25 protein-coding genes are annotated in these 23,552 nt (G+C 64.9%); 11 read left to right on the top strand and 14 right to left on the bottom strand.

Annotated elements, in window-relative coordinates; genetic code table 11:
• Together IPV08_RS00490 and IPV08_RS00485 are read right to left on the bottom strand one after the other, a co-directional pair.
• On the bottom strand, positions 1–786 hold the full coding sequence (locus IPV08_RS00490) for a hypothetical protein (RefSeq protein WP_207409988.1): 786 nt from the start codon (positions 784–786) through the stop codon (positions 1–3).
• Positions 783–2,951 carry a S9 family peptidase gene (locus IPV08_RS00485; protein ID WP_207409985.1) on the bottom strand — a complete coding sequence of 723 codons (2,169 nt, stop codon included), beginning with the start codon at positions 2,949–2,951 and terminating at the stop codon, positions 783–785. The genes IPV08_RS00490 and IPV08_RS00485 overlap by 4 nt, the downstream gene beginning before the upstream one ends.
• 503 nt (positions 2,952–3,454) lie before the next feature.
• On the opposite strand from IPV08_RS00485, the gene IPV08_RS00480 reads away from it, so the two are divergent.
• Positions 3,455–3,889 (top strand): MucR family transcriptional regulator, encoded by a 435-nt coding sequence (locus IPV08_RS00480; RefSeq protein WP_056423588.1) that lies wholly within the window; start codon positions 3,455–3,457, stop codon positions 3,887–3,889.
• A gap of 177 nt (positions 3,890–4,066) precedes the next feature.
• Positions 4,067–4,921 carry a DUF6456 domain-containing protein gene (locus IPV08_RS00475; protein ID WP_210348135.1) on the top strand — a complete coding sequence of 285 codons (855 nt, stop codon included), beginning with the start codon at positions 4,067–4,069 and terminating at the stop codon, positions 4,919–4,921.
• Positions 4,922–4,926: 5 nt separating this feature from the next.
• Here the strand turns inward: IPV08_RS00475 and IPV08_RS00470 are convergent, their stop codons facing one another.
• The 3 genes from IPV08_RS00470 to IPV08_RS00460 form a co-directional block, all read right to left on the bottom strand.
• On the bottom strand, positions 4,927–5,349 hold the full coding sequence (locus IPV08_RS00470) for a SufE family protein (protein ID WP_207409983.1): 423 nt from the start codon (positions 5,347–5,349) through the stop codon (positions 4,927–4,929).
• A 115-nt stretch (positions 5,350–5,464) separates the two neighbouring features.
• The gene (locus IPV08_RS00465) at positions 5,465–6,505 is read right to left on the bottom strand and encodes a PAS domain S-box protein (RefSeq protein ID WP_056423579.1); all 1,041 of its coding nucleotides are present in this window, start codon (positions 6,503–6,505) and stop codon (positions 5,465–5,467) included.
• A 167-nt stretch (positions 6,506–6,672) separates the two neighbouring features.
• Positions 6,673–7,677 carry a D-glycerate dehydrogenase gene (locus IPV08_RS00460; protein ID WP_056423577.1) on the bottom strand — a complete coding sequence of 335 codons (1,005 nt, stop codon included), beginning with the start codon at positions 7,675–7,677 and terminating at the stop codon, positions 6,673–6,675.
• Positions 7,678–7,972: 295 nt separating this feature from the next.
• On the opposite strand from IPV08_RS00460, the gene IPV08_RS00455 reads away from it, so the two are divergent.
• Positions 7,973–8,542 carry an SH3 domain-containing protein gene (locus tag IPV08_RS00455; RefSeq protein ID WP_156467660.1) on the top strand — a complete coding sequence of 190 codons (570 nt, stop codon included), beginning with the start codon at positions 7,973–7,975 and terminating at the stop codon, positions 8,540–8,542.
• 85 nt (positions 8,543–8,627) lie between these two features.
• Here the strand turns inward: IPV08_RS00455 and irr are convergent, their stop codons facing one another.
• Positions 8,628–9,134, bottom strand: coding sequence for a Fur family transcriptional regulator Irr (gene irr / locus IPV08_RS00450; protein WP_056423575.1), 507 nt, complete (start codon positions 9,132–9,134; stop codon positions 8,628–8,630).
• Between the two features lie 305 nt (positions 9,135–9,439).
• Between irr and fabA the strand changes: the two genes are divergently transcribed.
• From fabA to fabI, 4 genes are all read left to right on the top strand, one after another.
• Positions 9,440–9,997 carry a 3-hydroxyacyl-[acyl-carrier-protein] dehydratase FabA gene (fabA, locus tag IPV08_RS00445; RefSeq protein ID WP_056423573.1) on the top strand — a complete coding sequence of 186 codons (558 nt, stop codon included), beginning with the start codon at positions 9,440–9,442 and terminating at the stop codon, positions 9,995–9,997.
• 119 nt (positions 9,998–10,116) lie between these two features.
• Positions 10,117–11,343, top strand: a complete 1,227-nt coding sequence (gene fabB / locus IPV08_RS00440) for a beta-ketoacyl-ACP synthase I (RefSeq protein WP_207409981.1) — start codon at positions 10,117–10,119, stop codon at positions 11,341–11,343.
• 109 nt (positions 11,344–11,452) lie between these two features.
• Entirely contained in the window at positions 11,453–11,575 is a 123-nt protein-coding gene (locus tag IPV08_RS24860) for a hypothetical protein (protein ID WP_281435301.1), read from the top strand.
• Between the two features lie 165 nt (positions 11,576–11,740).
• Positions 11,741–12,568 carry an enoyl-ACP reductase FabI gene (fabI, locus tag IPV08_RS00435; RefSeq protein WP_056423568.1) on the top strand — a complete coding sequence of 276 codons (828 nt, stop codon included), beginning with the start codon at positions 11,741–11,743 and terminating at the stop codon, positions 12,566–12,568.
• Between the two features lie 13 nt (positions 12,569–12,581).
• On the opposite strand, the gene IPV08_RS00430 is transcribed toward fabI, so the two are convergent.
• From IPV08_RS00430 to IPV08_RS00415, 4 genes are all read right to left on the bottom strand, one after another.
• Entirely contained in the window at positions 12,582–13,643 is a 1,062-nt protein-coding gene (locus IPV08_RS00430) for an HD domain-containing phosphohydrolase (protein WP_207409973.1), read from the bottom strand.
• Positions 13,644–13,950: 307 nt separating this feature from the next.
• Complete coding sequence (gene dut, locus IPV08_RS00425; protein WP_207409971.1) at positions 13,951–14,451, bottom strand: dUTP diphosphatase; 501 nt, start codon at positions 14,449–14,451, stop codon at positions 13,951–13,953.
• Positions 14,448–15,335 (bottom strand): CoA ester lyase, encoded by an 888-nt coding sequence (locus tag IPV08_RS00420; protein WP_207409969.1) that lies wholly within the window; start codon positions 15,333–15,335, stop codon positions 14,448–14,450. Before IPV08_RS00420 ends, dut begins: the two co-directional genes overlap by 4 nt.
• A gap of 75 nt (positions 15,336–15,410) precedes the next feature.
• Entirely contained in the window at positions 15,411–15,653 is a 243-nt protein-coding gene (locus IPV08_RS00415; protein WP_207409967.1) for a hypothetical protein, read from the bottom strand.
• Between the two features lie 427 nt (positions 15,654–16,080).
• On the opposite strand from IPV08_RS00415, the gene IPV08_RS00410 reads away from it, so the two are divergent.
• Positions 16,081–18,312, top strand: coding sequence for an EAL domain-containing protein (locus tag IPV08_RS00410; RefSeq protein ID WP_207409965.1), 2,232 nt, complete (start codon positions 16,081–16,083; stop codon positions 18,310–18,312).
• 69 nt (positions 18,313–18,381) lie between these two features.
• Here the strand turns inward: IPV08_RS00410 and IPV08_RS00405 are convergent, their stop codons facing one another.
• From IPV08_RS00405 to IPV08_RS00395, 3 genes are all read right to left on the bottom strand, one after another.
• Positions 18,382–18,747, bottom strand: a complete 366-nt coding sequence (locus IPV08_RS00405; protein WP_207409963.1) for a hypothetical protein — start codon at positions 18,745–18,747, stop codon at positions 18,382–18,384.
• 115 nt (positions 18,748–18,862) lie between these two features.
• Positions 18,863–19,540 carry a transglutaminase-like cysteine peptidase gene (locus IPV08_RS00400; RefSeq protein WP_207409961.1) on the bottom strand — a complete coding sequence of 226 codons (678 nt, stop codon included), beginning with the start codon at positions 19,538–19,540 and terminating at the stop codon, positions 18,863–18,865.
• Positions 19,541–19,754: 214 nt separating this feature from the next.
• Entirely contained in the window at positions 19,755–20,153 is a 399-nt protein-coding gene (locus IPV08_RS00395) for a DUF3775 domain-containing protein (protein WP_056423558.1), read from the bottom strand.
• Between the two features lie 114 nt (positions 20,154–20,267).
• Here IPV08_RS00395 and IPV08_RS00390 point away from each other — a divergent pair, with 114 nt between their 5' ends.
• The 3 genes from IPV08_RS00390 (at position 20,268) to IPV08_RS00380 (ending at position 22,436) form a co-directional block, all read left to right on the top strand.
• Entirely contained in the window at positions 20,268–21,020 is a 753-nt protein-coding gene (locus IPV08_RS00390; protein WP_207409960.1) for a DUF429 domain-containing protein, read from the top strand.
• Between the two features lie 9 nt (positions 21,021–21,029).
• Positions 21,030–21,620 (top strand): NUDIX domain-containing protein, encoded by a 591-nt coding sequence (locus tag IPV08_RS00385; RefSeq protein WP_082469881.1) that lies wholly within the window; start codon positions 21,030–21,032, stop codon positions 21,618–21,620.
• Between the two features lie 144 nt (positions 21,621–21,764).
• A complete protein-coding gene (locus tag IPV08_RS00380; RefSeq protein ID WP_056423555.1) occupies positions 21,765–22,436 on the top strand; it encodes a carbonic anhydrase in 672 nt (223 codons plus the stop codon).
• 162 nt (positions 22,437–22,598) lie between these two features.
• Here the strand turns inward: IPV08_RS00380 and IPV08_RS00375 are convergent, their stop codons facing one another.
• Complete coding sequence (locus IPV08_RS00375; RefSeq protein WP_207410380.1) at positions 22,599–23,300, bottom strand: DUF4142 domain-containing protein; 702 nt, start codon at positions 23,298–23,300, stop codon at positions 22,599–22,601.
• Between the last annotated feature and the right edge of the window lie 252 nt (positions 23,301–23,552).

Genomic DNA, 23,552 nt, shown 5'->3' with positions numbered 1-23,552 from the left:
TCAAGGAACAGGCAGCGCGGCCCGGGCCGCCACGATTGCGTCGGTCAGCACGGCATTGGCGCCCTCGGCTTTGAGGGTAGCGAGGGGAATGACCTCCACGTCGGCGCAGGCCTGGACGACATGGGCGAGGTCGAACTGGACTGCGAGGCCACCCGCCTTCGCATCGAGCCAGACAGTCATCGCAGGCGGCTCATCGCCATCTGGCGTCGATACCGCCTCCCGGCACTCGTCGTCGTCGGCATCCGCCTTCGCCTGACCGGTCCTGGGGCGATAAGCCTTGAGGTAGAGGTCGAAGAGCCGCTTGGAGGACAGGGACACCATCCTGCTTCCATCCATCTCGGTCTGGAGCGCGACCTTGCCGGTGAGAGCGGGCGGAAGCAGCGCGGTCCAATCGACGGGAGCACCGGAAACGAGGTCGTAGACGATCGCCGAGGTGCCGGTATTGGGGTGTGCGCCGCCGCAGAAGGCGCTGTCCGTCATCGTGTAGCTGAGGAAGCGGGGGCCCCGCATAGTCACGTCGATATGCCGGGCGTAATCGGCATGTTTGCCTCCCTGCGCCAGACACTCGGCCGCGGCTTTACGCGCCGCTCCGTCTAGGCGCTGAACGGCGGCGTTGATCCGCCGCTCGGCGTCGTCGACGGGGTTGGCGATCCGCGGCATCGCCGACAGATCCTTGGCGAGATCGGGGGGAACCTCGAGGGCCACCGCCCTGTCCGCTGCCGCGCCCGGCACCAGCGTCGCCAGGAGGCACCCGGCGGCGGCAGCGGTTCGGACGAAGGCCGTCACGGCTGCGGTTTCTCGCTGCCACCAGCCAGCCCCACCGCCCGGAGGGCGAAGGCATAGATCAGCGCCACTTCTTCCAGCCGGTCGAAGCGTCCCGCCGCCCCGCCATGGCCGGCTTCCATGTTGATCCGCATCAGGACGGGGCCTCCGCCAATCATCGTGGCGCGCAGGCGCGCCACCCATTTCGCCGGCTCCCAATAGGTCACGCGCGGGTCGGTGAGTCCGCCGAGCGCCAGGATCGCCGGGTAGTTCTGCGCCGAGACGTTGTCGTAGGGCGAGTAGGACAGGATGCTCTCGAAATCCTCGACGCTCGCGCCCGGATTGCCCCATTCCGGCCATTCCGGCGGGGTCAGCGGCAGGTCGCCGTCGAGCATGGTGTTGAGCACGTCGACGAAGGGCACGTCGGCGACGATCCCGGCGAAGAGGTCCGGCGCGAGGTTGGCCACAGCCCCCATCAGCATCCCGCCAGCCGATCCGCCATGGGCGACGATGCGCCCCGACGTCGTGTATCCGGCGTCCGCCAAAGCGCGACCGCAGGCGACGAAGTCCGAGAAGGTGTTGGGCTTCTTGGCCCGCTTGCCGTCCATGTACCAGTGCCAGCCCTTCTCCGTTCCGCCGCGCACATGGGCGATGGCGTAGACGAAGCCGCGATCCACCAGCGACAGCAGGTTGGTGCGGAACGCGGCCGGCATCAGGGTGCCATAGGAGCCATAGCCATAGAGTAGCAGCGGAGACGAGCCGTCGAGGACGAGGTCACGACGGTGGAGGAGCGAGATAGGCACGCTCTCTCCGTCCGGTGCCGTGGCGAAAATCCGGCGTGTCACATAGGCGGCGGGATCGTGCCCGCTGGGGATGGTCTGGCGCTTGCGCAACTGACGGGCGCGGGTCGAACAATCGTAGTCGTAGGTCTCGGCCGGCGTCGTCATCGACGAATAGGTGAACCGGATCACCGCCGTCTCGAATTCATGGCCCGGCTGGAGGCCGAGGGAATAGGCTTCCTCGGCGAAGGCCACGATGTGCTCGTTGCCCTGCGTATCGCGGACGACGATGCGGGGCCGCGCATTCTCGATCTCGAGACGCACGAGATGCTGGGCGATGACATGCTGGTGGCGGATCATCACACCGCGCCGGTGTGGAATCAGATCGGTCCAATTGGCGCGGCCCGACGCACCGATGCGGGTGGTGACGATCTTGAAGTCCTCAGCCCCGTCCGCATTGGTTAGAATGAAGAGGTGGTTCCCCCAATTCTCCACGGAGTAGATGAGCAGCGGCTCCCGCGGCTGAACGCATAGCAGTATTGCATCCGGCGACCGGCGATCGAGGAGATGCACTTCCGAGGTTTCGTGGTCGCTTGCCGTGATGGCCAGGTAATCGCGCGACTGCGTCGTCTCGATATGGACGAAGAAGCCAGAATCGCGCTCCTCATAGAGCATGCTGTCGGCGGACTGGTCCGTCCCGACCACGTGATACATGACACGGGCGGGACGATGGTTCTCGTCGACGGCCACGTAATGGAACGACAGCCCATCCGCTGCCCAGACCACCTCGCCGGTGGTCGATTCAACGCGGTCCGGAAGATCCTGTCCCGTGCCGAGATCGCGGACGCGGATCGTGTGAAGCTCGGACCCCTTGGAATCCGCGCTCCAGGCAAGGCGAGCATGGTCGTCCGAATGCACCGCCGCCGCGAGCTCGAAGAAGGCGAGTCCCCTGCCCTCCTCGTCACCATCGAGCAGGACGACTTCGCCCTCCTCAGCCCCACCCGTACCGGCCGTCTCCGCCCCATGACCGGGGATCACCACCACCGTGCGCGGCCGGCGGCAGACGAGGGGATGCTGCCCACCCTCGCGATGCCGGGTGTAATAGGCGAATGCACCGTCCGGCTCGGGTACGCCGCTATCGTCCTCGCGGATGCGCCCGCGCATCTCCGCTACCAGCGTCTTCCGCAAGGGCTCGAGATCGCCGAGCGCGGCTTCCGTATAAGCATTCTCAGCATTGAGATGTTCGCGGATATCCGATGGAAGGGCAGTAGGATCCTTCAGGACGTCGCGCCAGTTCTCGGCTTTTAGCCAAGCATAATTGTCGGAAATTGATCGGCCATGCACCGTGAATGTGTGCGGGCGCACGTCAGGGACAGGCGACTTGCTTTCCAGGTGGAAAAGATTGTCCATGGATACACCTGCAAGGTTGCCAAACATCGTCGGCTGAATAGCGTAGCGGCGATCAATTCGGCTCGTGATCGCCTTCGATGTCTGCATGTGTCCCAGCTGAACGCTGTGGGCAAGGTGGAGCGGAAAGTCTTTTCCTGCCGTCTTCGGCCGAACTGTGCCAGACCGGTCAACCGATCGGGAATGCGCGGAATCAGAATGCGTCTGATCATGCGTGCATAAGTGACGTCAAACTTGCGCCAATGCATGATCACGCTGAATTGAACTATTGTTCAAAAATCTTGATTCGGCATATCCAGAGGTTTGACTTATGTCTTGCAGGGCCAACTTGATTATCATAAAATGACTGACATGGCGATTACCATCGCCCATCATCATGGAACACCGCTGCGTGACGCCACGATGCCGAAAGTCAATGCCGTGGTTTGCCAAAACGCCTCTTGGCTCCTCGCCCGCATACTTAACAGACTGTTACCGGCATCGTGCTTAAGGGAACCGTTTAGACAATGAGCGACATTGAGAATTCGGCCGACTTCGTTGAACTGACGGTCGACATCGTCTCGGCCTATGTGAGCAACAATCCTGTGCCTGTCGGTGAGCTCGCACAGCTCATTACAAAGATCCACGCCTCGCTGACCCAGGTCGCGAGCGGTGAAACCGAGGCCAAAGTCGCAGCCGCCCCGCAGCAGCCTGCCGTTCCCGTCAAGAAGTCGGTGACTGCCGACCACATCATCTGCCTCGAGGACGGCCGCGTATTCAAATCGCTCAAGCGCCACCTTCGCGCGAAGTACGATATGAGCCCGGAACAGTACCGTGCGAAGTGGGGCTTGCCGTCGGACTACCCGATGGTCGCCCCGAACTACGCCAAGGCTCGTTCGGACCTCGCCAAGGCGATCGGGCTCGGCCAGACCCGCAACGGGACCTACGACGAAGCAGCGTAAATCGACCGGCCGGGCATTCGCGAAATCTCGCAGCCCGGCCTTTTCCCGTTCCGCAGGAGCGGGGATCGTTCGCGCCCGTGAGCGACGCTGAACAAAAGCCGCTTGCGCTAGGACATTTTTCCTTTATTCTTCCCTGAGCCAACGCGGCACCCGCTGTCACGTGCTAGGGAACATATCATGAACATATCCCGGATCGGCCAAACTCGCAGCACCAGCCGGCGACTAGTGTCGGTCAGTGTTCCGACGGAACTCGGCCGCGACGCGGCCCGCCTTCTCACGGCCCTCGACGCGGAGGGGGCCTACGCGTTGGCGGACCCTTTGACCGAGGGAGACATCATCGTCCGCAACGGTGGCGACGGGATCTCGGTAAGTCGCGGGCGCTACCTCGCGCAGGCCGGTCAGACCCTCCTGTCCTGCGATCTCGCCGAACAGGCGGACGGGCGTCGTGCCAGGCTGACCATCAGCGCCGCGGGCCGGGCCAGGCTACGGCGGGAACGGGCCGGCCGGGACACCCCCTATCTCGCACAGCATCTCGATCTCGAAGGCCGCGGGGAACCGAGCCGACCGGTTCGCGACACATCGGAAAGTCCACTTGCCTGGATGGCCCGGCGGCGGGATCGGGACGGGACGCCCCTGATCGACGCCGCCTGTTTCGAGGCGGGCGAGCGGCTGCGACGCGACATGACCATGGGGGCATTGATGCCCCGGATGGGTTCGGATTGGAGCGGGGTCAAGGTGGATGGTGGGGGCCCGCGCGATCCCTCGGCTGGGTCGGACGCCATGCTGGCGGCCCGGCAGCGAGTCCGCGCGGCACTCAGTGCGGTAGGCAGCGACCTGTCCGGATTATTGATCGATCTCTGCGGCTTCGTGAAAGGCCTGGAGATGATTGAAGCCGAGCGCCGTTGGCCGGCGCGTTCGGCCAAGGTCGTCATCCGTATCGCCCTGGCGCGGCTGGCGGAGCATTACGGGCTGGAGCGGGAAGCAGTAGGGCCTAGCCAGTCACGCCTGCGCCTATGGCGTGACCGCGCCTGAAGGGCTCAGGCGGCCAGTTGCGCGGCATCCCGGTGAATACGCTCGGCCATGGCCCGAACTCCGTTGGAGCGCTTCGACGTCAGGTGGGCACCAAGGCCGATCTGCTTGAAGACCTGGAAAACGTCGACTTGGGCGATCTCTTTCGGCGTCTTTCCATCGTGCAAGGCCATCACCAGGGCGATCAATCCCTTGGTGATGAACGAGTCACTGGTTCCTCTCAAATGCAGACGCGGAGGCTGCTGCGAATGATCGATGTTAGAATCGACCCAAACCTGGCTTTCGCAGCCATGGACGCGATTCTGCTCGGTGAGCAGTTCATCAGGGAAGGGCGGCAAGGCACGGCCGAGTTCCATCAGATACTCGAGCTGGTCCGGCCCGTCGTCGAGGATTTCGAAATTGTCGATGATCGTTTCGATGGGCGGAAGCATAATGGCGGGCTGAACTCTTACGAATGCCGACACGGCGCGCTGTGAAGGCGCGGCCCGTTGCAGCCATATAGGAAGCGGGGGCCACCCAAGCGACCCTCGCTGGCGCGAAAGTCCGTTATTCCGAGGGATGGACCAGAGCTTCGGGCAGTTGAAGCTCCATCGGATCCGAATGCGTTCCGGTGCCTCGCACCGCGATCTCGGCCTGTGCGGCATAGGCCGCCACCAGCCGGGGGCCAAGATTGGGCACATCCGCCACGCTGGCCGCCGGCTGATCGCCGCCGGAAACGATGGTGAGTCGAACCGGAGCGCCAGCCGTGGCATCGATGGTGATCGAGATCGTGCAGGACACGGAATCGGACGTGGCGTCGAGGCATTCGGCGACGACCTCGGCGACGATCATGCCCAATGCGTTGGCTGTCCTCGGCTCGACGAGGCTGGTGCCGCGCCCCCCCACCGTCACGCTGATCCGCCCGGCCCGCCGCAACTGGCCGAGGCCGGAGGCGAGCCGGTGAAGGTAATCGCGCAGGTCGATGGAGGCGATATGTGGCGCCTCATGCAGATGCTGCTGGACGAGGGCGATCGCACGGACGCGCTGGCCGAGCGCCTCGAAGCTGCCGCGGCAAGGTGCCGGCGCGGCGCGGCCGTAAAGGCCGATCAGGCTCACCATCACCTGGAGGTTGTTTCTGACGCGGTGATACACTTCCGCGAGAAGGGCCTCCTTCTCGACGAGCGCGTGTTCGGCATGCTCCTCGGCGCGCTTGCGGTCGGTGATGTCGAAGCACGAGGCGAGGTAGCCCTGGAACGTCCCGTTCTCGGTGAGGGGGCGGGCGTTATTCAGCAGCCACCGATAGGCACCGTCATGGCGGCGCAGGCGAAACTCGATGGAGTACGGCGCGCGCGATGCGAAGGCCTCTTCGACCAGCGCCGCGTGCCGGTCGAAATCGTCCGGATGCAAGCCACGCCGCCAGCCATGACCGAGCTCGTCGTCGCGGGACCGGCCGGTGAAGTCGAGCCAGCATTCGTTGTGATGGATCGCCCCGCCCTCGGTATCGGAGCGCCACATCATCAGAGGCACGAAATCCGCGAAGCGACGGAAATCGTCGCACGGCACGGCCTCGTCGATGTTTGCCTCGGTCGACTGTGTCTCCGCGGCCATGGTGCTCCTACTCTAACCGCTGCGCGACGCTCGCCCGACGATATCTATCGGCGCCGGTCAACGTATCGGACATGGCACCGTTCCTACGGCTTGGGTCTGCCGATGCACATAGATCGATAAACTAGCAAGCCTCGTGCAAACCCGGCTCCGGGCCGGAGGCGGCGACGTCAGAGCATGCTGGGCAGAATCCGGTCCGGCGGACGATGTCCATCCATGAAGGTCTTGATGTTGATGATGACCTTCTCGCCCATATCGGTCCGGCTCTCATGCGTCGCCGAGCCCATGTGAGGCAGGAGCACGACCTTGCCGGAACGCGCCAGCTTGACGAGGCGCGGGCTCACGGCCGGCTCCTGCTCGAACACGTCGAGGCCGGCGGCGGATATCTCGCCCGCTTCGATCAGGCGTGCGAGGGCCGTCTCGTCGATCACCTCGCCGCGGGCCGTGTTCACCACGATCGCCTCCGGCTTCAGCAGCTTCAGACGGCGGGCCGAGAGGAGGTGGTAGGTCGCGGGCGTGTGGGGGCAATTGACCGAGACGATGTCCACCCGCGCCAGCATCTGGTCGAGGGATTCCCAATAGGTCGCGTCGAGCTCTCGCTCGATCTGCGCCGGTGCCTTGCGCCGGTTGTGATAATGGATCTGCAGGCCGAACGCCTTCGCGCGGCGAGCCAAGGCCTGACCGATCCGCCCCATGCCGACGATACCGAGGCGCTTGCCGGTGATGCGGCGGCCGAGCATCCAGGTCGGGGACCAGCCTTCGTCCCAATTGTCGTCCGGAATGATCCGGGCGCCTTCGGCCACGCGGCGCGCCACGGCGAGGATCAGCGCCATCGTCATGTCGGCCGTGTCCTCGGTGAGGACGCCGGGGGTATTGGTGACGGTGATGCCGCGCTCCAGTGCAACCGCCACGTCGATATGGTCGACGCCATTGCCGAAATTCGCGATCAGGCGAAGGTTCGGGCCGGCCTGGGCGAGGAGACCGGAATCGATCTTGTCCGTGACGGTGGGAACGAGGACATCGGCTTCGCGCAAAGCGGCGGCCAGCGCCTCGCTGCTCATCGGCTTGTCATCGGGGCTGAGGCGAATATCGAACAATTCGCGCATGCGTGCCTCGACCACCTCAGGCAGGCGACGCGTGACCACAACGAGTGGCTTGCGCTTCAACGACGACATGCACCCTCCGCGAACGTTTCTGCTAGGCCGGTCTCTGCCGTGAGCCGGAGTTCATGCCGAGGCTTGACCTCGCATTAACCACGCATCGGCCAGACAGGTCCCATAGCTCCGACGCCTTGGCTGCCGGTTCCCGAGGCTTCTCTACCAGAGAGGGCACGGAACACAACGTACCCCCGCGCCCGAAGCATCGCGCGGGGATCGCTAGACGAGGATTCACGATGCCGATCGTGGCCATGACGATCATGGAGACATGGCCGTCCGGGAAAATGACGATCGCGAACCTTTGGGAAGACCGATGATGCGCCTGCCTGGATTCCTGTTCTTCACCTGCCTGACGCTGGCCTCCTCATGGGCGGCGCTGCCTTCGAGGGCGATCGCAGCCCCTGCAGGCGCGGGCGATGCGAATCGCGGCCCCGCGACGGGCCTGCCCCTACCCCGCTACGCGAGCCTCAAGACGGATCGCGTCAACCTGCGCGAGGGACCTTCGAAGGATCACCGCACACTATGGGTGTTCCAGCGTGCAGGCCTGCCCATCGAGATCGTCGCCGAGTTCGAGACCTGGCGCCGTATCCGGGATTCCGAGGGGACCGAGGGCTGGGTGCTGCACTCCCTCCTATCCGGCCGGCGTACCTCCATCGTCATGGCAGCCAAGGGAGGAGATTCTGCGATCCCGCTCCATGCGCGGGCGGAAGAGGGGGCGAGCGTGGAGGCGAAGCTCCAGCCCGGCGTCATTGGCAGCGTCAAGAGCTGCACCGGAAGCTGGTGCCGGGTCATCGTCGCACTGCCCCAGAAGAGCGGCGACGTGGACGGCTATATCCGCCAGGACCGCCTCTGGGGGGTCTACCCCAACGAGAAGATTGACTGAGCGGGAACGCGCAGTTCGGCGGATATGAAAAAGGCCCGGCTGAGCCGGGCCTTTTTCATGATGGCGGGCAGGAGGTCGTAGAGGTTCAGGACTGACGCGCACCGTGCCGGCGGCGCAGGCGGACGATAACCTCGACCCCGGCGATCTCCATGCCTTCGGGCGCATCTGGGAGCGAATCGACGGTGATGCCGCAATCGGGCATGTCCAGCACCTGTCCCTCGTCTTCCAGGAAGAAGTGGTGGTGCTCGCTCGGGTTGGTGTCGAAATAGGCCTTCGACCCATCGAGAGCCAACTGGCGCAGCAGGCCAGCCTCGGTGAACTGGTGCAGCGTATTGTAGACCGTTGCCAGCGAGACCGGCACCTTGGCGCGCATGGCCTCGTCATAGAGCATTTCCGCCGTGAGATGGCGGTCGCCGCGCCCGAACAGGAGCCAGCCGAGCGAAAGCCGCTGGCGGGTCGGACGGAGACCGGAGCGGCGCAGACGGTCGCGCAGGTCGGACAGGGGACATCCCCGACGACCGGCAGCCGAAGCGGCATCGAGGGGAGCGCCACGAGCGTTCAGCATGGCTTGCAGCGGCAGCGAGTTGGACATCGGCGGTACTGACATCTCACGTAAATAACACAATACAGCGGGAACTCTATACGAACCTCCCCCCTCGTCGCAACCCGAGCTGGTTGATGGGTGGCCACGCGGTGTGAACATGAGGCTTGTTTAAAGTCATTCCATTGAACACGCCGAAAACGAGGTGTTTTGAGGCGCAAAGCCGCTGTGTTAACGAAGCGCCGCTCGCGAGCTCGGATCGTGTCGTGGCCCTCGATGGCCATGCGCGTCCGATGTTTCGAGGGCGATGTCCGGCGTTTCGATCGCGCCCTCCACCAAGGACCGACACACCGATCATGTCTTCCGATCCCGAATCGTCCGCCGCCGCCGGTTCAGCACAGACCGCCCCCCGCGCCTCCCACTACTCCCACGAGGAGTTGCTGGCCTGCGGTCGGGGCGAGCTGTTCGGTGCCGGAAACGCGCAGCTTCCCTTGCCGCCAATGCTGATGTTCGACCGCATCACCTCGATCGGGACCGAGGGCGGCGCCTTCGGCAAGGGTCATGTCCTGGCGGAATTCGACGTGCGGCCGGACCTCTGGTTCTTCGGTTGTCACTTCAAGAACGACCCGGTCATGCCCGGCTGTCTTGGCCTCGATGCTCTCTGGCAACTCGTGGGCTTCCATCTCGGATGGCTCGGCGCCCCAGGGCGCGGCCGGGCGCTCGGCGTCGGAGAAGTGAAGTTCAGCGACCAGGTGCTGCCCACCGTGAGCAAGGTCGTCTACGGCATCGACATCAAGCGCGTGCGCCAAGGCAAGCTCGTTCTCGGCATCGCCGATGGCTGGCTGGAGGCGGACGGCGCCCGGATCTACGACGCCAAGGATCTGAGGGTTGCCCTGTTCCAGGCACAAAGCTAACCCCGCTGCCGGTGCATCTCGGGGCCGGCCGCCATCGCGGTGGTTGAGAATGCCCCGACATCATCCTACCTGACACGCGTCGGTGCGACGGCGCTTCGGCGAAAGAGAAGAGCGTTTCCATGCGGCGTGTCGTGATCACCGGGATGGGCATCGTCTCGTCCATCGGCAACAACACCCAGGAAGTCCTTGCCTCCCTGCGCGAGGCCAGGTCGGGCATCGGCCACTCGGCCTCCTATGCCGAACTCGGCTTCCGCAGCCAGGTCGAGGGACGACCGAGCATCGATCCTGAGGGGATCGTCGACCGGCGCGCCATGCGCTTCCATGGCGGCGGCACGGCCTGGAACCACATCGCCATGGATCAGGCGATCAGTGACGCCGGCTTGGAGGCCGGTGACATTTCCAACGACCGCACCGGAATCATCATGGGCTCCGGCGGGCCCTCGACGAAGGCGATCGTCGAATCCGCCAACCTCGCCCGGGAAAAGGGCCCCAAGCGCGTCGGCCCCTTCGCCGTCCCCAAGGCGATGTGCTCGACGGCCTCGGCGACGCTCGCGACTTTCTTCAAGATCAAGGGCGTGAACTATTCGATTTCGTCCGCCTGCGCGACGTCCAACCACTGCATCGGCAACGCCGCCGAGGTGATTCAGGGCGGGCGTCAGGACATTATTTTCGCCGGCGGCTGCGAGGATCTGGACTGGACGCTTTCCGTCCTGTTCGACGCCATGGGCGCCATGTCTTCGCGCTACAACGACACCCCTGCCCGCGCCTCCCGTGCCTATGATGTCAACCGCGACGGTTTCGTGATCGCGGGCGGTGCCGGCGTCCTCGTTCTGGAAGAACTGGAGCATGCCAAGGCACGCGGCGCTCGCATCTACGGCGAGCTCGCGGGCTACGGGGCGACCTCCGACGGCCACGATATGGTGGCCCCCTCCGGCGAAGGCGCCGTGCGCTGCATGAGGCAGGCGATGGAAGGGCTCAGGGGCGCGAAGATCGACTACATCAACCCCCATGCCACCGCGACGCCGGTGGGCGATCTCAAGGAGATCGAGGCGATCCGCGAGGTCTTCGGGCGCGGTGACGATTGCCCACCGATCTCGGGCACCAAGTCGCTGACCGGTCATTCGCTGGGAGCCACAGGCGTCCATGAGGCGATCTATTCTCTCCTGATGATGCAGAACGGCTTCATCTGCGAGAGCGCCCATATCGACGAACTCGATCCGGCTTTCGCCGACATGCCGATCCTCAGGCAGCGCCGCGACAACGTTCAGCTCGGTCACGTCGTGTCGAATTCCTTCGGCTTCGGTGGAACCAATTCCACTCTGGTTCTGAAGCATATCGACGCTTGAACGGCTAAGCTTATCAAGCTCTACTTGGGTCATACTGTCCATATATCGGCCATTTTCTCGGAACCGCGAATTCGACTTCGCGTTTCCGGGATGGAGCCGAAAGTCTGTGATGGTGATGATCCTGATTTCCTTGAGTGCGCTGACTGGCCTCGGTGTCGCGGCCACGGCCTGCATTCGGGCTAAGCAGGCGCTCTTCGACACCGCACTCGACGAGACGCGCGGCTATTTCTGATCGCTCTCCCTCCTCACAAGCCCAACGCGATAGTCGATCCGTACGAGGCCGGAACCCGAGTCCCGGTTCGCGGTGGGATTGGACAGTTCATCGATGCCCGCGCTAAGCGTCCTCGCAATGGCCGGAACTGTCTGACATTTCGGCGCGAGGGATGCGAGGATACGGATGACGGGTTTGATGGCAGGCAAGCGCGGCCTGATTCTAGGGGTCGCCAACGATCATTCCATCGCCTGGGGCATCGCCAAGTCCCTGCATGAGCACGGGGCCCAACTCGCGTTCACCTATCAGGGGGAAGCTCTCGGCCGCCGCGTGAAGCCGCTGGCGGCCTCCCTCGGCTCCGATATCGTGGTCCCCTGTGACGTGGAGGACATCGCCAGTGTGGACGCGCTATTCGCTACCCTGGACGAACGCTTCACCGACGGGATCGATTTCGTGGTCCACGCCATCGGCTTTTCCGACAAGGGCCAGCTCAAGGGCCGCTATGTCGACGTGACCAGCCGCGAGAATTTCTCGCGAACCATGGTCATCTCCTGTTTCTCCTTCACGGAGATCGCGCAGCGCGCGGCCAAGCGGATGCGCAAGGGTGGCGCGATGCTGACGCTGACCTATGGCGGTTCGACCCGGATTATGCCGAACTACAACGTCATGGGGGTCGCCAAGGCCGCACTGGAAGCGTCCGTGCGCTATCTCGCGGGCGATCTCGGCCCGGAGGGAATCCGCGTCAATGCCCTCTCGGCGGGCCCGATGCGGACTCTGGCCGGCGCCGGCATCGCCGATGCGCGCCTGATGTTCAATCACCAGCGCGCCCACGCTCCCCTGCGGCGCACGGTGACCCTCGAGGAAGTGGGCGGATCTGCGGTGTATCTGCTCTCGGACCTTTCCGGAGGCGTCACCGGCGAGGTCCATTTCGTCGATTCCGGCTACAACATCATCTCGATGCCCCGGCCCGACGTGCTTCAGGCACAAGACGAGGCCGGCGTCGCCGACGCCTGATCCTCCACCCGGCTCAGACGCTGGCCGGTTCGGGCGGGTTGCTCTCCACCAACCCGAGAATGTCCTCCCAGCGGGACACGAAGGCGGCGACGCAATCCGGATCGAAATGGGTTCCGGCATGCTCTTCGAGGTGCCGGCGCGCCGCCTCGGGAGTCCAGGCCTTCTTGTAGACCCGCTCCGAAATCAGCGCATCGAACACGTCGGCGACGGCGACGATGCGGCCTGCCAGGGGGATCTGCGTCGTGCTGAGCCCCTGCGGATAACCGCCGCCATCCCAGCGCTCGTGATGGGTCAAGGCGATGTCGGAGGCGAGTTGCAGCAGATGCGAGGGGCTGTCGTACAGCATGCGATAGCCGCGGATCGCGTGGTGCTTCATCTCCTCGCGCTCGCTGTGGCTCAGCGGTCCCGGCTTCATCAGGATGCTGTCGGGGATGCTGATCTTGCCGATGTCGTGCATGGTCGAGGCCAGGGCGATATCGTTGGCGTCTCCCTCCGACAATCCGAGGCCCTCGGCGATGGCGATAGCGCAGCCGGCGACCCGCGTGAGGTGGTCCCCCGCCTGATCGTCGCGGAACTCGGCCGCCAGCATCAGGCGGCGGATGATCTCGCGTTCCCGTGAGGCAGCCTCGGCGCCGGCACGGTCGACGTCGCGGCTCATCGCATCCGATTGCCGGTCGAGGACCTGGCGAGCCAGCGCGAGTTCGAGCAGGTTGCAGACCCGGATCTGAAGGTCGAGTGGATCGATGGGACCAGTCATTACGTCGGTGGCGCCGGCCTCGACAGCCGGACGCCGCAGGGCCGGGGAAGACCCGAGAAACAGGATTGCCGTGCGGGCGTGCCCCCCGTAGGTGCGCAAGTCCCGGATCACCGCCGGACCATCGATTCCGCTGTCGGGATCGTGCATCACGATGACGAGATCGGCCGGTTGGAACAGTTCGTCGCTCGCGGCGGCCTTCGCCCCGGTGACCAGCCGGATGGCGCAATCGAGACTTCGCAGGTTCAGGACGAGATGGACCGGCGCAGAGGCGCAGACGATGGCGATAAGGGCCGAAGCCGTCTCTACGGATGCGGGCATGGCAGGCATCAGAACACGGTCTCTCCCGACCTTCGAAAGCAGCGGCGGCTGCCGGACGATCCGGAAGACGGAACGCACGCGGGCGAGTCCGCGACGGACGCACGTTCCATCGCCGGAAGCACGGATACAAGGCTCATAGACGGAAATTGCGGCTGAGGATCGCGCCTCAGTTCTCTGACTTCGCGGCCCGCCTCCCGTGTCGCTTCTTGAGCGCTCTCCGCCGAAGTGGGTGCCGGTTCGGCGAAAAAGAGCGCGGCAGAACAAAGGCCTGGAGATGTGCCCCGACCCAACGTGGTCGGGCGCAGCTCTAGCGCCGGCCGGTCGATCCGAATCCACTTTCTCCGCGCCCGGATGGGGGTTCGGATTCGTCTGGATCGAGCGCGTCGACGATAGTGAAGTCCGGCCGTGTCACGCGGGTGAAGACCAGTTGCGCGATCCTGTCACCGGGATGGATGACGATGGTCGCCCTCGGGTCGGCGTTGCGGTTCCAGGCCGAGACCATCAGAGGCCCCTCGTAATCCGCGTCGATGACGCCGGTCCCGTTGCCCAGCACCAGCCCCTCGCGATGACCGAGCCCGGAGCGCGGAAAGATCAGGCCGCACCAGTTCGGGTCGCGGATCAGTACGCTGAACCCCGCAGCGATTAGGACGGGGGGAGCCTGAGGGGTAAGGAGCAGGGGCTCGTCGAGACAGGCATGCAGGTCGAGCCCCGCCGCCACTGACGACCCCCAGCGCGGAAAACCCCATTCCCGTAGGCGGTTGTCGCGGATGCGCAGACCGACTGTCGGGGCGGCGGACTCGCCGCTCACGCCGCCCGTGCCGCGATGACGTCGGCGAGCGCGACGATGCGGGACGCCTCTACCGCATGGAGCCGCTCGATCATCCGGCCACGGAACGCGATGGCCCCGCGCGTCCGGTTCTCCGGCTCAGCGAAGACAGCGATGATCGCGCGCGCCTCCTCGATCTCATCCTCCGAGGGGCCGAACAGTTCGTTGGCGGTGGCGATCTGGCCGGGATGGATCAGCATCTTGCCGTCGAACCCGCTATCGCGACCCTGCTCGCATTCGGTGCGGAATCCGCTCTCGTCTCGGAATGCATTGTAGATGCCGTCGATCACGTCGATTTCGTAGGCCCGTGCCGCCATGACCACGTTCATCAGCCAGGGCATCAGGGCCGGACGGCCCGGCACTCCGAGCCGGACTCGACTGGTCTTGGCGAGGTCGTTCGGCCCGACGAGCAGGCATGACAGGCGCGTATCCACGTCGCGGGCGGCGCTGGCGATCTCGTTAATGTGCAGGATGGCCAGAGGCGTCTCGATCATGGCCCAGACGCGGGTATGGTCCGGCGCTCCGAGCCGGCGCAGGCGAGAGCCGATCGACACGAGGGCATCGGGGCCGGAGACTTTCGGAATCACGATCGCGTCCGGTCCCGCCGGCGCGATGCGGGCGAGGTCGGCCTCGCCCCATTGGGTGTCGAGGCTGTTGATCCGCACCGCGACCTCGCGCCGGCCATAGGGCCGGGAGGCCACGGTGGCGGCGACGGCGTCCCGTCCCTCCGCCTTCATCTCGGGTGCGACGCCGTCTTCGAGGTCGATCATCACCACGTCGGTGGGCAGGCCGCGCGCCTTTTCCAGAACCCGCGGATTGGAACCGGGCATGGCAAGGACGCTGCGACGCGGACGGATGTCGGTCATGGGGCGTCGATTTCCCTGTAGCCGTGGCGTGATGCACGGCCGGCGATACCGCTCGCCCTCTCCGGTTTCAAGCTCTCACACTGCGGCGGGACCGCCCGAGACCTGATGCTCGGGGGCCGCTCGGATTTCGTGCAGCCCGGTCCGGTCTCGAAACCAAAATACTCGCTTGAACGGATTCGCCCCGGATTCCGGATACGAGGATGCCAATCTTCGAGCGAGCAAAACCGCTTCGCTCCGGGTCTGAATGGCATGGGCCAGCGTCTTCCAGGAGCTTTCGCCGTCACTGCCAATTCTTCGGACGTAGATCGAATGCGCCATGATTGACCTCCGCTGAACGAAAACTGGATGAACAATAGTTATCATTCAAGTCGCCCCGGCGGATTGTGGTGACGCCAAATTCCTCGAAGGTTAACAGATTTTAATATAATCTCAGTTATTTTTAGCCCCGCCCCACCACGGGCGAAAAGCGCTAGAGCAATGGTGGCAGCGCATTAGCGGTGGGTCGAACACAAAGCCAAGCTCCGGCGGAACCGTCGTCGGGTTCGGCATTTAAGTTCATATCGCGTGGTCCGTTTCGACCTGGGGGGTCATGTGGGCCAGGCGAAAAGACCCGTGCGCCAAAACTTCCCGTCATCCTCACCCGATCTCCCGAAACTGCTCTTTGACGAGGCCGCCGACGTCGATACCACCCGATGCGTTGGAAGGTCCGTTAGCATTTGATAGCGTACGCTGGTGGAAACCGCTCATGATCGGTGCCGACGCCATGTTCCCGAGACCATCGGCACCCGCCGCAATCGATGACCGACACTGCCCGACACAGGAAGCCGCGAGGCTCGCCGCCCTGCGTTCCTGCGGCATGATCGGTGCTGGCTCCGATGCCGGCCTCGACCGCATCGTCAGATTGACCGCGTCGAGCCTCAGGATGCCGATCGCTTGGGTTTCTCTCATCGACGAGGAGTTCTCGTGGCTCGTAGCCCGGATCGGCGTCGACCTGCAGCGGATGCCGCGACATGGCCTTCCCTGCGAACGGATCATCGCGCGTTCCGATGTCGTGGTCGTCAACGAGGGTGACGGCACGCCGGGCCACCGGGATGGCGGCCTCTTTCGCGATCTGCCGGATGTCCGCTTCCACGCGGGCGCCCCTCTGATTACAGGCGACGGCCACCGGATCGGCTCACTCTGCGTGCTCGATACCGAGCCGCATGCAGAGTTCGACGAAGCAGACCAGGACAGGCTCGCGGACTTCGCCGGCCTCGTGATGGACAGACTGGAAAACCATCGGACGCAATCGGCCAACGCCACGGTGTTCGGGTTCGCCAAGGCTGCCGAATATGCCCTGTTGGTCGTCGATGGCGCGGGTACGATCGCCTTCTGCAATCCCGCGGCTGAGATCCTGTTCGGGCATGGTGCGGGCGAGATGCTCGGGCGGCCCATCGAAATCATCATTCCCGAACCGCTCCGGGCCGCTCACGCGGCGGGATTTCGACGGATCGCCGCCGGGAACGCGTCACATCTCGCCGGCCGCACCATCGAGTTGATGGCCCTTCATCGCGATGGCAGCACGTTCCCCATCGAATTCTCGATGTCGCTCTGGCAGGAGCCCGGCGGGATCGGGATGGGAGCGCTCATCCGCGACATCAGCGAGTGGCGCGCCCGCGACGCCAAACTGCTCCAGCTGGCCCATCACGACAAGCTGACCGGCCTCACCAACCGTGCTCTATTCGACGAGCGCCTGGATGGAAGCCTCTCGACGGACCGCTACGCCACGGTGATGCTGCTCGATCTCGACGGCTTCAAGGAAGTCAACGACAGTCTTGGGCACGCCGTCGGAGACGCGTTACTCCAGGCTGTCGCGATACGGCTGTCGTCCTGCGTCACGCCCGAAATCACGGTGGCGCGTTTCGGCGGGGACGAATTCGCTCTTCTCCTGCCGGGACAGGGCAACCCGCTGAAAGCGGAAACCCTCTCCGCGAGAATCCTCGAGATCTTCCAGACCCCGTTCCCTGTGGCGGGACACGTCTTCCATGTAGGCCTCAGCATCGGAGCGGCGATTGGCGGTCCCGGCGCCGCCCGCGACGAGTTGATCGCCGATGCGGATCTGGCGCTCTATCAGGCCAAGCGGGACGGGCGGCGCTGCTTCCGTCTGTTCGAACAATCCATGCGTAGCGCGGTCGTCGCCCGCCGGGCGCTGCACGACGAACTGACCCGGGCAGTGGAGCATTCCGAACTGGTGCTGCACTACCAGCCGCAGGTCGATCTGGATTCCGGTCGGATCATCGGTGCGGAAGCCCTGCTGCGGTGGGCGCATCCCAGCCGCGGCCTGCTGTTACCTGCCACCTTCATCGACGCCCTCGAAGCCCATCCCCTCGCGGCCTCCGTCGGCCACTGGATCGTCGACGATGTGTGCCGGCAATCCGCCATCTGGCGCTCTCTCGGCCTCCCACCCCTACGGATCGCCGTGAACCTGTTCGGCGCTCAATTGAGGAAAGGCCGGCTGGCGGGCGAGGTGATCGCTGCGCTCGAGCGTCACGCCGTGCCACCGAGCCTCCTCGAGATCGAGGTGACGGAACGGATCGCCCTACAGGCCGACGACACCCTGCTGAACCCGTTGCGCGACTTGCACCGTCACGGGGTCTCCATCGCGTTCGACGATTTCGGCACCGGGTATGCCTCGCTGAGCTCGCTCAAGCGCTTCCCGCTGACACGGCTGAAGATCGACCGTGGCTTCATCCGCGACATCCTCACCGACCGCCATGACGCCGAGATCGTGCGGGCGGTACTCGGCATGGCTCAGAGCTTTGGCCTCGACGTCATCGCCGAGGGAATCGAGACGATCGAGCAGGATATGATGCTGCGCATGATGGGCTGCCGCGAGGGGCAAGGCTATCTTTATGGCCGGTCCATGTCAGCCGAGGCGCTGGCCGCCCTCGTCACGAGCATGCGGATGGAAGGAAGAACCGGACCGAAAGCGGCCTGACGGAACCTTGTATCAATCCGCAGTGGACCCAGCGGTCACGCGGAGAGGCGTCGATCGCGCGGCTCGGGCTCAGAGGGGACGAGTCACGCTGGCCTTCTGGAGAAGCCAGCCCTTGGCGCGCTGGATCAGGGCCGGGCGGACCCGCGACACATCCTCGTCGCCCAGCAGGGGAGAGGTGGACAGGGCGGCGAGATACGCCGCTTCACTGCCGCGGCAGGATTTCACGGCGGATTCAGCGGCGAACGTCCGGCTCGTCAGGACGGTTTGCAGGCCGAAATGGCGTTGAAGGCATCCGCGCCAGGACGAATGCAGGGTGGCGACTTCGGAATCCTGAGTTGAGACATGAGGATTCTCGGCCAACGCCTGGGATATGCAGGACAACGGGACCAGGGCAGCCAGCAGGATGACTGCGGACACGCGGCTCAGCTTTGTCATGAGGAGAGTTTCCCGAACCCGGTCACCCTCGCCCATCCAAGCTTAACAAGTCGCTAATTCATCGCCTTTGAAGCGATCCCTCGACGGGATGCCGCCGCATCCGGGACCATGCTCTCTATCTGTTGGCCGTCGTCACCGGCGACGCGGCGCGGCCGAGGGAAACCCAGGCCATGGAGCTCTGGCTTTCGCGCTTGATGAAGGTGTAGCCGGTCTGGCGCCAGGGAAGGACATTGTTGGTCTTGTTGTCGAGGACGAGATCGCCGCGGTCGGTGATCAAGGTCAGGACGGCATGTCCCTCCCCCTTCTCGTCGATGACCACGGTCATCCGCATGGCCCGGCGCGGCAGGCCGGCCTCGGCGAGAAACTTGCGCTTCAGAAGCTGAAAATCCTCGCAATCGCCAGCGCCGGATTCCGCGAGGTCCCAGCGGTCGGCGACGCCGAGTTGCTCCATGTCGGTGACGGCGCGGATGGACTTGTTCACGCGGCGGTTCACCGAGACGATGGTGTTCCAGATCCCTGGGGTCAGCGTGATCGTGGCCGGCTCGGCGGCATTGACCGCGCATTCAGCGGGATAAGTCTCGCAGAACGTGACCCAGGCGCTGATGGGGCGGGCTGCGCCGGCGGTCGAGATGGCGCTTGGCACATTGGGGAGAGAGGCCAGCGTCTGAGCGGAAGCGACGTCCGGCACGGCGGCGAGGGACGCGAACGCGACACCCGAAACCAGGCTCAAACGCCCAATCGCCCGCCTAAGGGAGACGACCGCATCGTGGAACTTCGAAATCGCGATCCGCATGGCCGCCGCTCGTCCCGTTAATCTGTTGTTAACGAAAGTCTCACGGCCACGGGGGAACGGCAATCGGCGGGTTAAGAAAAGGTTAACGCTGTGGATTTCAGGGTATCGTGGCGAAAGCCGGGGGACGTTGCGCGGGCGCCACGAAGGCCCGCACCGACTGCGCGCCGCACACTACCCGGCTGAGCCGTGGCAGAGTGCGGCGGCCGGGGACGCCCTACGCGTCGGGGATGTCCTGGCTGATGCCGAGGGCAGCGAGGCCTTCGTCGAGGAGGTCACCGGCATCGGGCGAGCCCATGATCTCGCGCAGGGCGCCTTCGCCAACGGCTTCGCGTTCGCGGGCGAAGCGGACCGCCTCCCCCCATTCTTCGGCTTCCATGTCGCCACGCCCGACATAGAGAAGAGCCAGGAGGTTGGCCCGCTCGTCGTCGTTGAGGCCGTTGATCATGGAGCGGATCTCCGATTCCGTGGCATCGTCGGCGCTCGACGTGAGGACGTCGGTGGCGCCGTCATCGATCGGGTTGGACCCCGAATCGGGATCGGTCGGTCCTTCCTTCACGTCCAGCGCCCTGACCCGGAGAATGATCTCGGTGACCTTGTCGACGGCGATATCCATGAGACGATCCTGTGATGCGCACCGCCGGCGGCGGCGTTTCCTGGCCGGACGCGACGGCCCTCGTGGGGCGCCGTCCTTGAGCAGCGTCAACCCGCCAGAGCCGCCACGGTTCGCGTGACGCGCTGGATCGCCGGGCTCGATGGCTGCCGAGGCGCCTGGGCGGGCGTCCTCCTCGATCTGGATGATCCCGGCCGCTACCGCGCGATGCGGTTCACCCGCGTCGCCGACCTCCTCGACGGTCCGGAGGCGCCGGTCTGCATCGGGATCGACGTGCCGATCGGCTTGCCCGACCATATTGAAGGTAGGGGTCGCGTGGCCGACAGCGCGGCCAGGGCCTATCTCGCGGGCGGGAGATCGAGCGTCTTCCCGGTGCCGCCGCGTGCGGCGGTTCATGCCGGCAGCTACGAGGAGGCCAAGGCCCTGTCCCGCGCCGCCAGCACACCGCCCTTCGCGCCCTCCATTCAATGCTGGAACATCACCCGCTACATCCGCGAGGTCGATGACCTCCTTCTCTCGCGACTTGAAGCCCGCCGCGTGATCCACGAGGTTCACCCGGAGGTGGCGTTTCGCCGCCTCAACGGTGACCGGCCCCTCACATCCGCCAAGAAGGGACCCGAGCGGCAGGTGGGGCTGGCGGAACGCCGCGCGCTTTTGCGAAACGCCGGCCTTCCCGCCTCGCTGGTGGATGCGGCGCGACCACGGGGCATAGGGGCCGACGACCACCTCGACGCCCTCGCCGCTTTGGTGGTGGCCCGCGACATCTTTCTCGGACGCGCCATCCCCCTGCCCGATCCGCCGGGACGCGACCGGCACGGTCTGCCCGTGGTGATCTGGGCTCCCGCTGGTCATGGTCCGATTCCCTGTTAAACCTTGATCATGATTCACCTTCCGACGACCGAAGTACCCGGACGCTCTTCAAACGAAGAGACTCTCATTCATGGGTTTCGCAGGGAGGAGATTCTCGCCGCTCCCCTTCGCGACGCAGCACGTGCCCTGGTCTTCGACCCGCAGGACCGGCTGCTCCTGATCGCGTACGAGGCGCAACGGCCGATCGATCCCTCGAAGCCGGAGGATAGAACCTTCTGGTTCATGCCGGGTGGGGGTTTGGAACCCGGCGAAAGCCACGCGGAAGCCTGCCTCCGGGAACTGGGCGAGGAAATCGGGGTTTTCGATGCCGAGATCGGCCCACAGGTTGCCGCCTGCAATGGGCCGTTCTTGCTGTTCCCGCTGCTGCGCGATGCCCGCGAACGCTATTTCGTGGTGCGTTTGCCGAATGACGAAGTGGATACCACACGCCTCGCCGAAACCGAGGACAGCACGGTCCTCGGTACGCGCTGGTGGACGCTCGACGAGTTGGACGCCACCGGCGAACGGATCGAGCCGGCGGGCCTCGCTCGCATCGCCAGACGCATCGCGAACGGTGAGCGGCCCGATCCACCTGTCATGCTGGCTTGGCATAAGGTGTGAACCCGCACCGGGCCAGCCACCGGAAGCTGGGCTAGGCCAAGCGTCGGAACCAAGTATGGCACGGGCCGTGGCCGTCAAAGCTACGTGTCGATAACCGGGCCGCTACGGCTGCCCTCAACAACAACGCTCAAGGAAGGCAAACGCATGTTTCCAGAAAAGCTGACCACAGGATACCGGTCGTTCCTCGATGGACGCTTGTCGGACGAGGCCAAACGCTACGCGGCACTGGCCAAAGGCCAGAACCCGGAAGTCCTGCTGATCGGCTGCTGTGACAGCCGCGTTTCGCCGGAGGTCATCTTCGATACCGGACCGGGCGAACTCTTCATCATCCGCAACGTGGCGAACCTCGTTCCCCCCTTCGAGGAGGGCGGCGAGTATCATGGCACATCGGCGGCCATCGAATTCGCCGTACAGGCTCTGGAAGTGAAGCACATCGTCGTGCTGGGCCACGCCACCTGCGGCGGCATCAAGGCCTACGCCAACCCGCCGGGCCCGCTATCCACGAGCGACTTCATCGGCAAATGGGTATCCCTGGTGAAGGGAGCCGAGGAGAAGCTCAAGGTTCAGAAGGGGCCGGATCACCTGACCCGCCTCGAATACGCGACCGTGGCTCAGAGCCTCGAGAATCTGCTGACGTTCCCCTTCGTCCGCGAGCGGGTCGCCGACGGCCGCTTGGCGCTTCATGGCGCACATTTCGGCATCGCTCATGGCGAGCTTCGCCTGCGCAATCCCGAGACGGGAGATTTCGAGCCCGCCGTCGATGGTGGGGGGAAGCCGATGACGCCCGCCTCCCTGATGCATAGCAGCGAAGTCTGAACAGATTCGCCCCCGTATCTGAATGGATACGGGGGCGGTCGTTTCAGCCAAGTCGATCAGCCAAGTCGATTCACGAAGAAACGCCGGGCCTCGCCAGCCCGGCGTTTCTCGTTGCAAAGGATAGCGCCGCCGCCCCGAAGGACGGCGACGGGTCCCGAGACTTCAGCGAGCGCCGGGAAGACGCTGCGCCATCTGGTAATGCTGCTGCAGCACCGGAAGCGCCTGCTCGGCATGGGCGCGAAGCGCAGGGTTCGTGCCTGTCTGTGCATAGGACTGGTACATGCCGATCGACATCTCGTGCGACTTTACCTGGACCTGGCCGTAGAGGCGGTCGAAGCGCGGACCGGCCGGGGCAGCGGCGAGTTCCGCGAGCATGGCCTGCTGCTCGGGGCTGACCGGGACCATGGTGGTACCGGCGGTGGTGTCGACGTCGCCGTTGAAAGCCTGGCTACCAGCGGCAGCGCCACGGCTCGCGCCGCTACCGATTCCCTCGACGGCACCGACCGGGCCGCCGCTCAGCGTACCGGCGACGACGCCGGTGGCAGCGCCCGTGGCCGCGCCGACTGCACCGCCGGCAATCGCCAGCGGGGCGCCGATCAGACCACCGGGGCCGCCGTTACCGGCAAAGGTGCGCTCGCCGCCGGCCAGGGCCACGTTGGCGGCGCGGTGGTCGCGCACGGCGTCACGGGCGAAACGGATCACCTGAGGGTTGCGGCTCTTCGACAGCGCGATCTGGCTGGACTGAACCTCGAACGCATTGGCCTGCATCGCCTGCAGACGGAAATCACCGGACATGGTCTGTGCGGCGGCGGGGGTCGCCATGGCGACGGCAATAGCGGAGAACGCAACGTACTTGTTCATGATGAGAACCTCTGGATAGGATCTGAAAACGTCTGGGCGGCGGTCCGGATCGCAGTTATGCAGATCGGCATGACCAACAACGCCACGTTTGGCGGACAACGATACGTCAACCGTTGGGTTCCAAACAAATGTCGTTCCGCATGCGGGCATTCTACTGACATTCATCATCATAGACCCAAGATGCACACCGTCTTATAGCCAAGCTTTATCGATACATCCGGCACCTACGATGAGCCCCCCACGGCGCGCCATCTT

Source organism: Methylobacterium sp. SD274 (genome assembly GCF_017355285.1).
GTDB lineage: Bacteria > Pseudomonadota > Alphaproteobacteria > Rhizobiales > Beijerinckiaceae > Methylobacterium.
The sequence above is the reverse complement of the archived record's forward strand: the minus strand, read 5'-3'. Positions and strand labels throughout refer to the sequence as shown.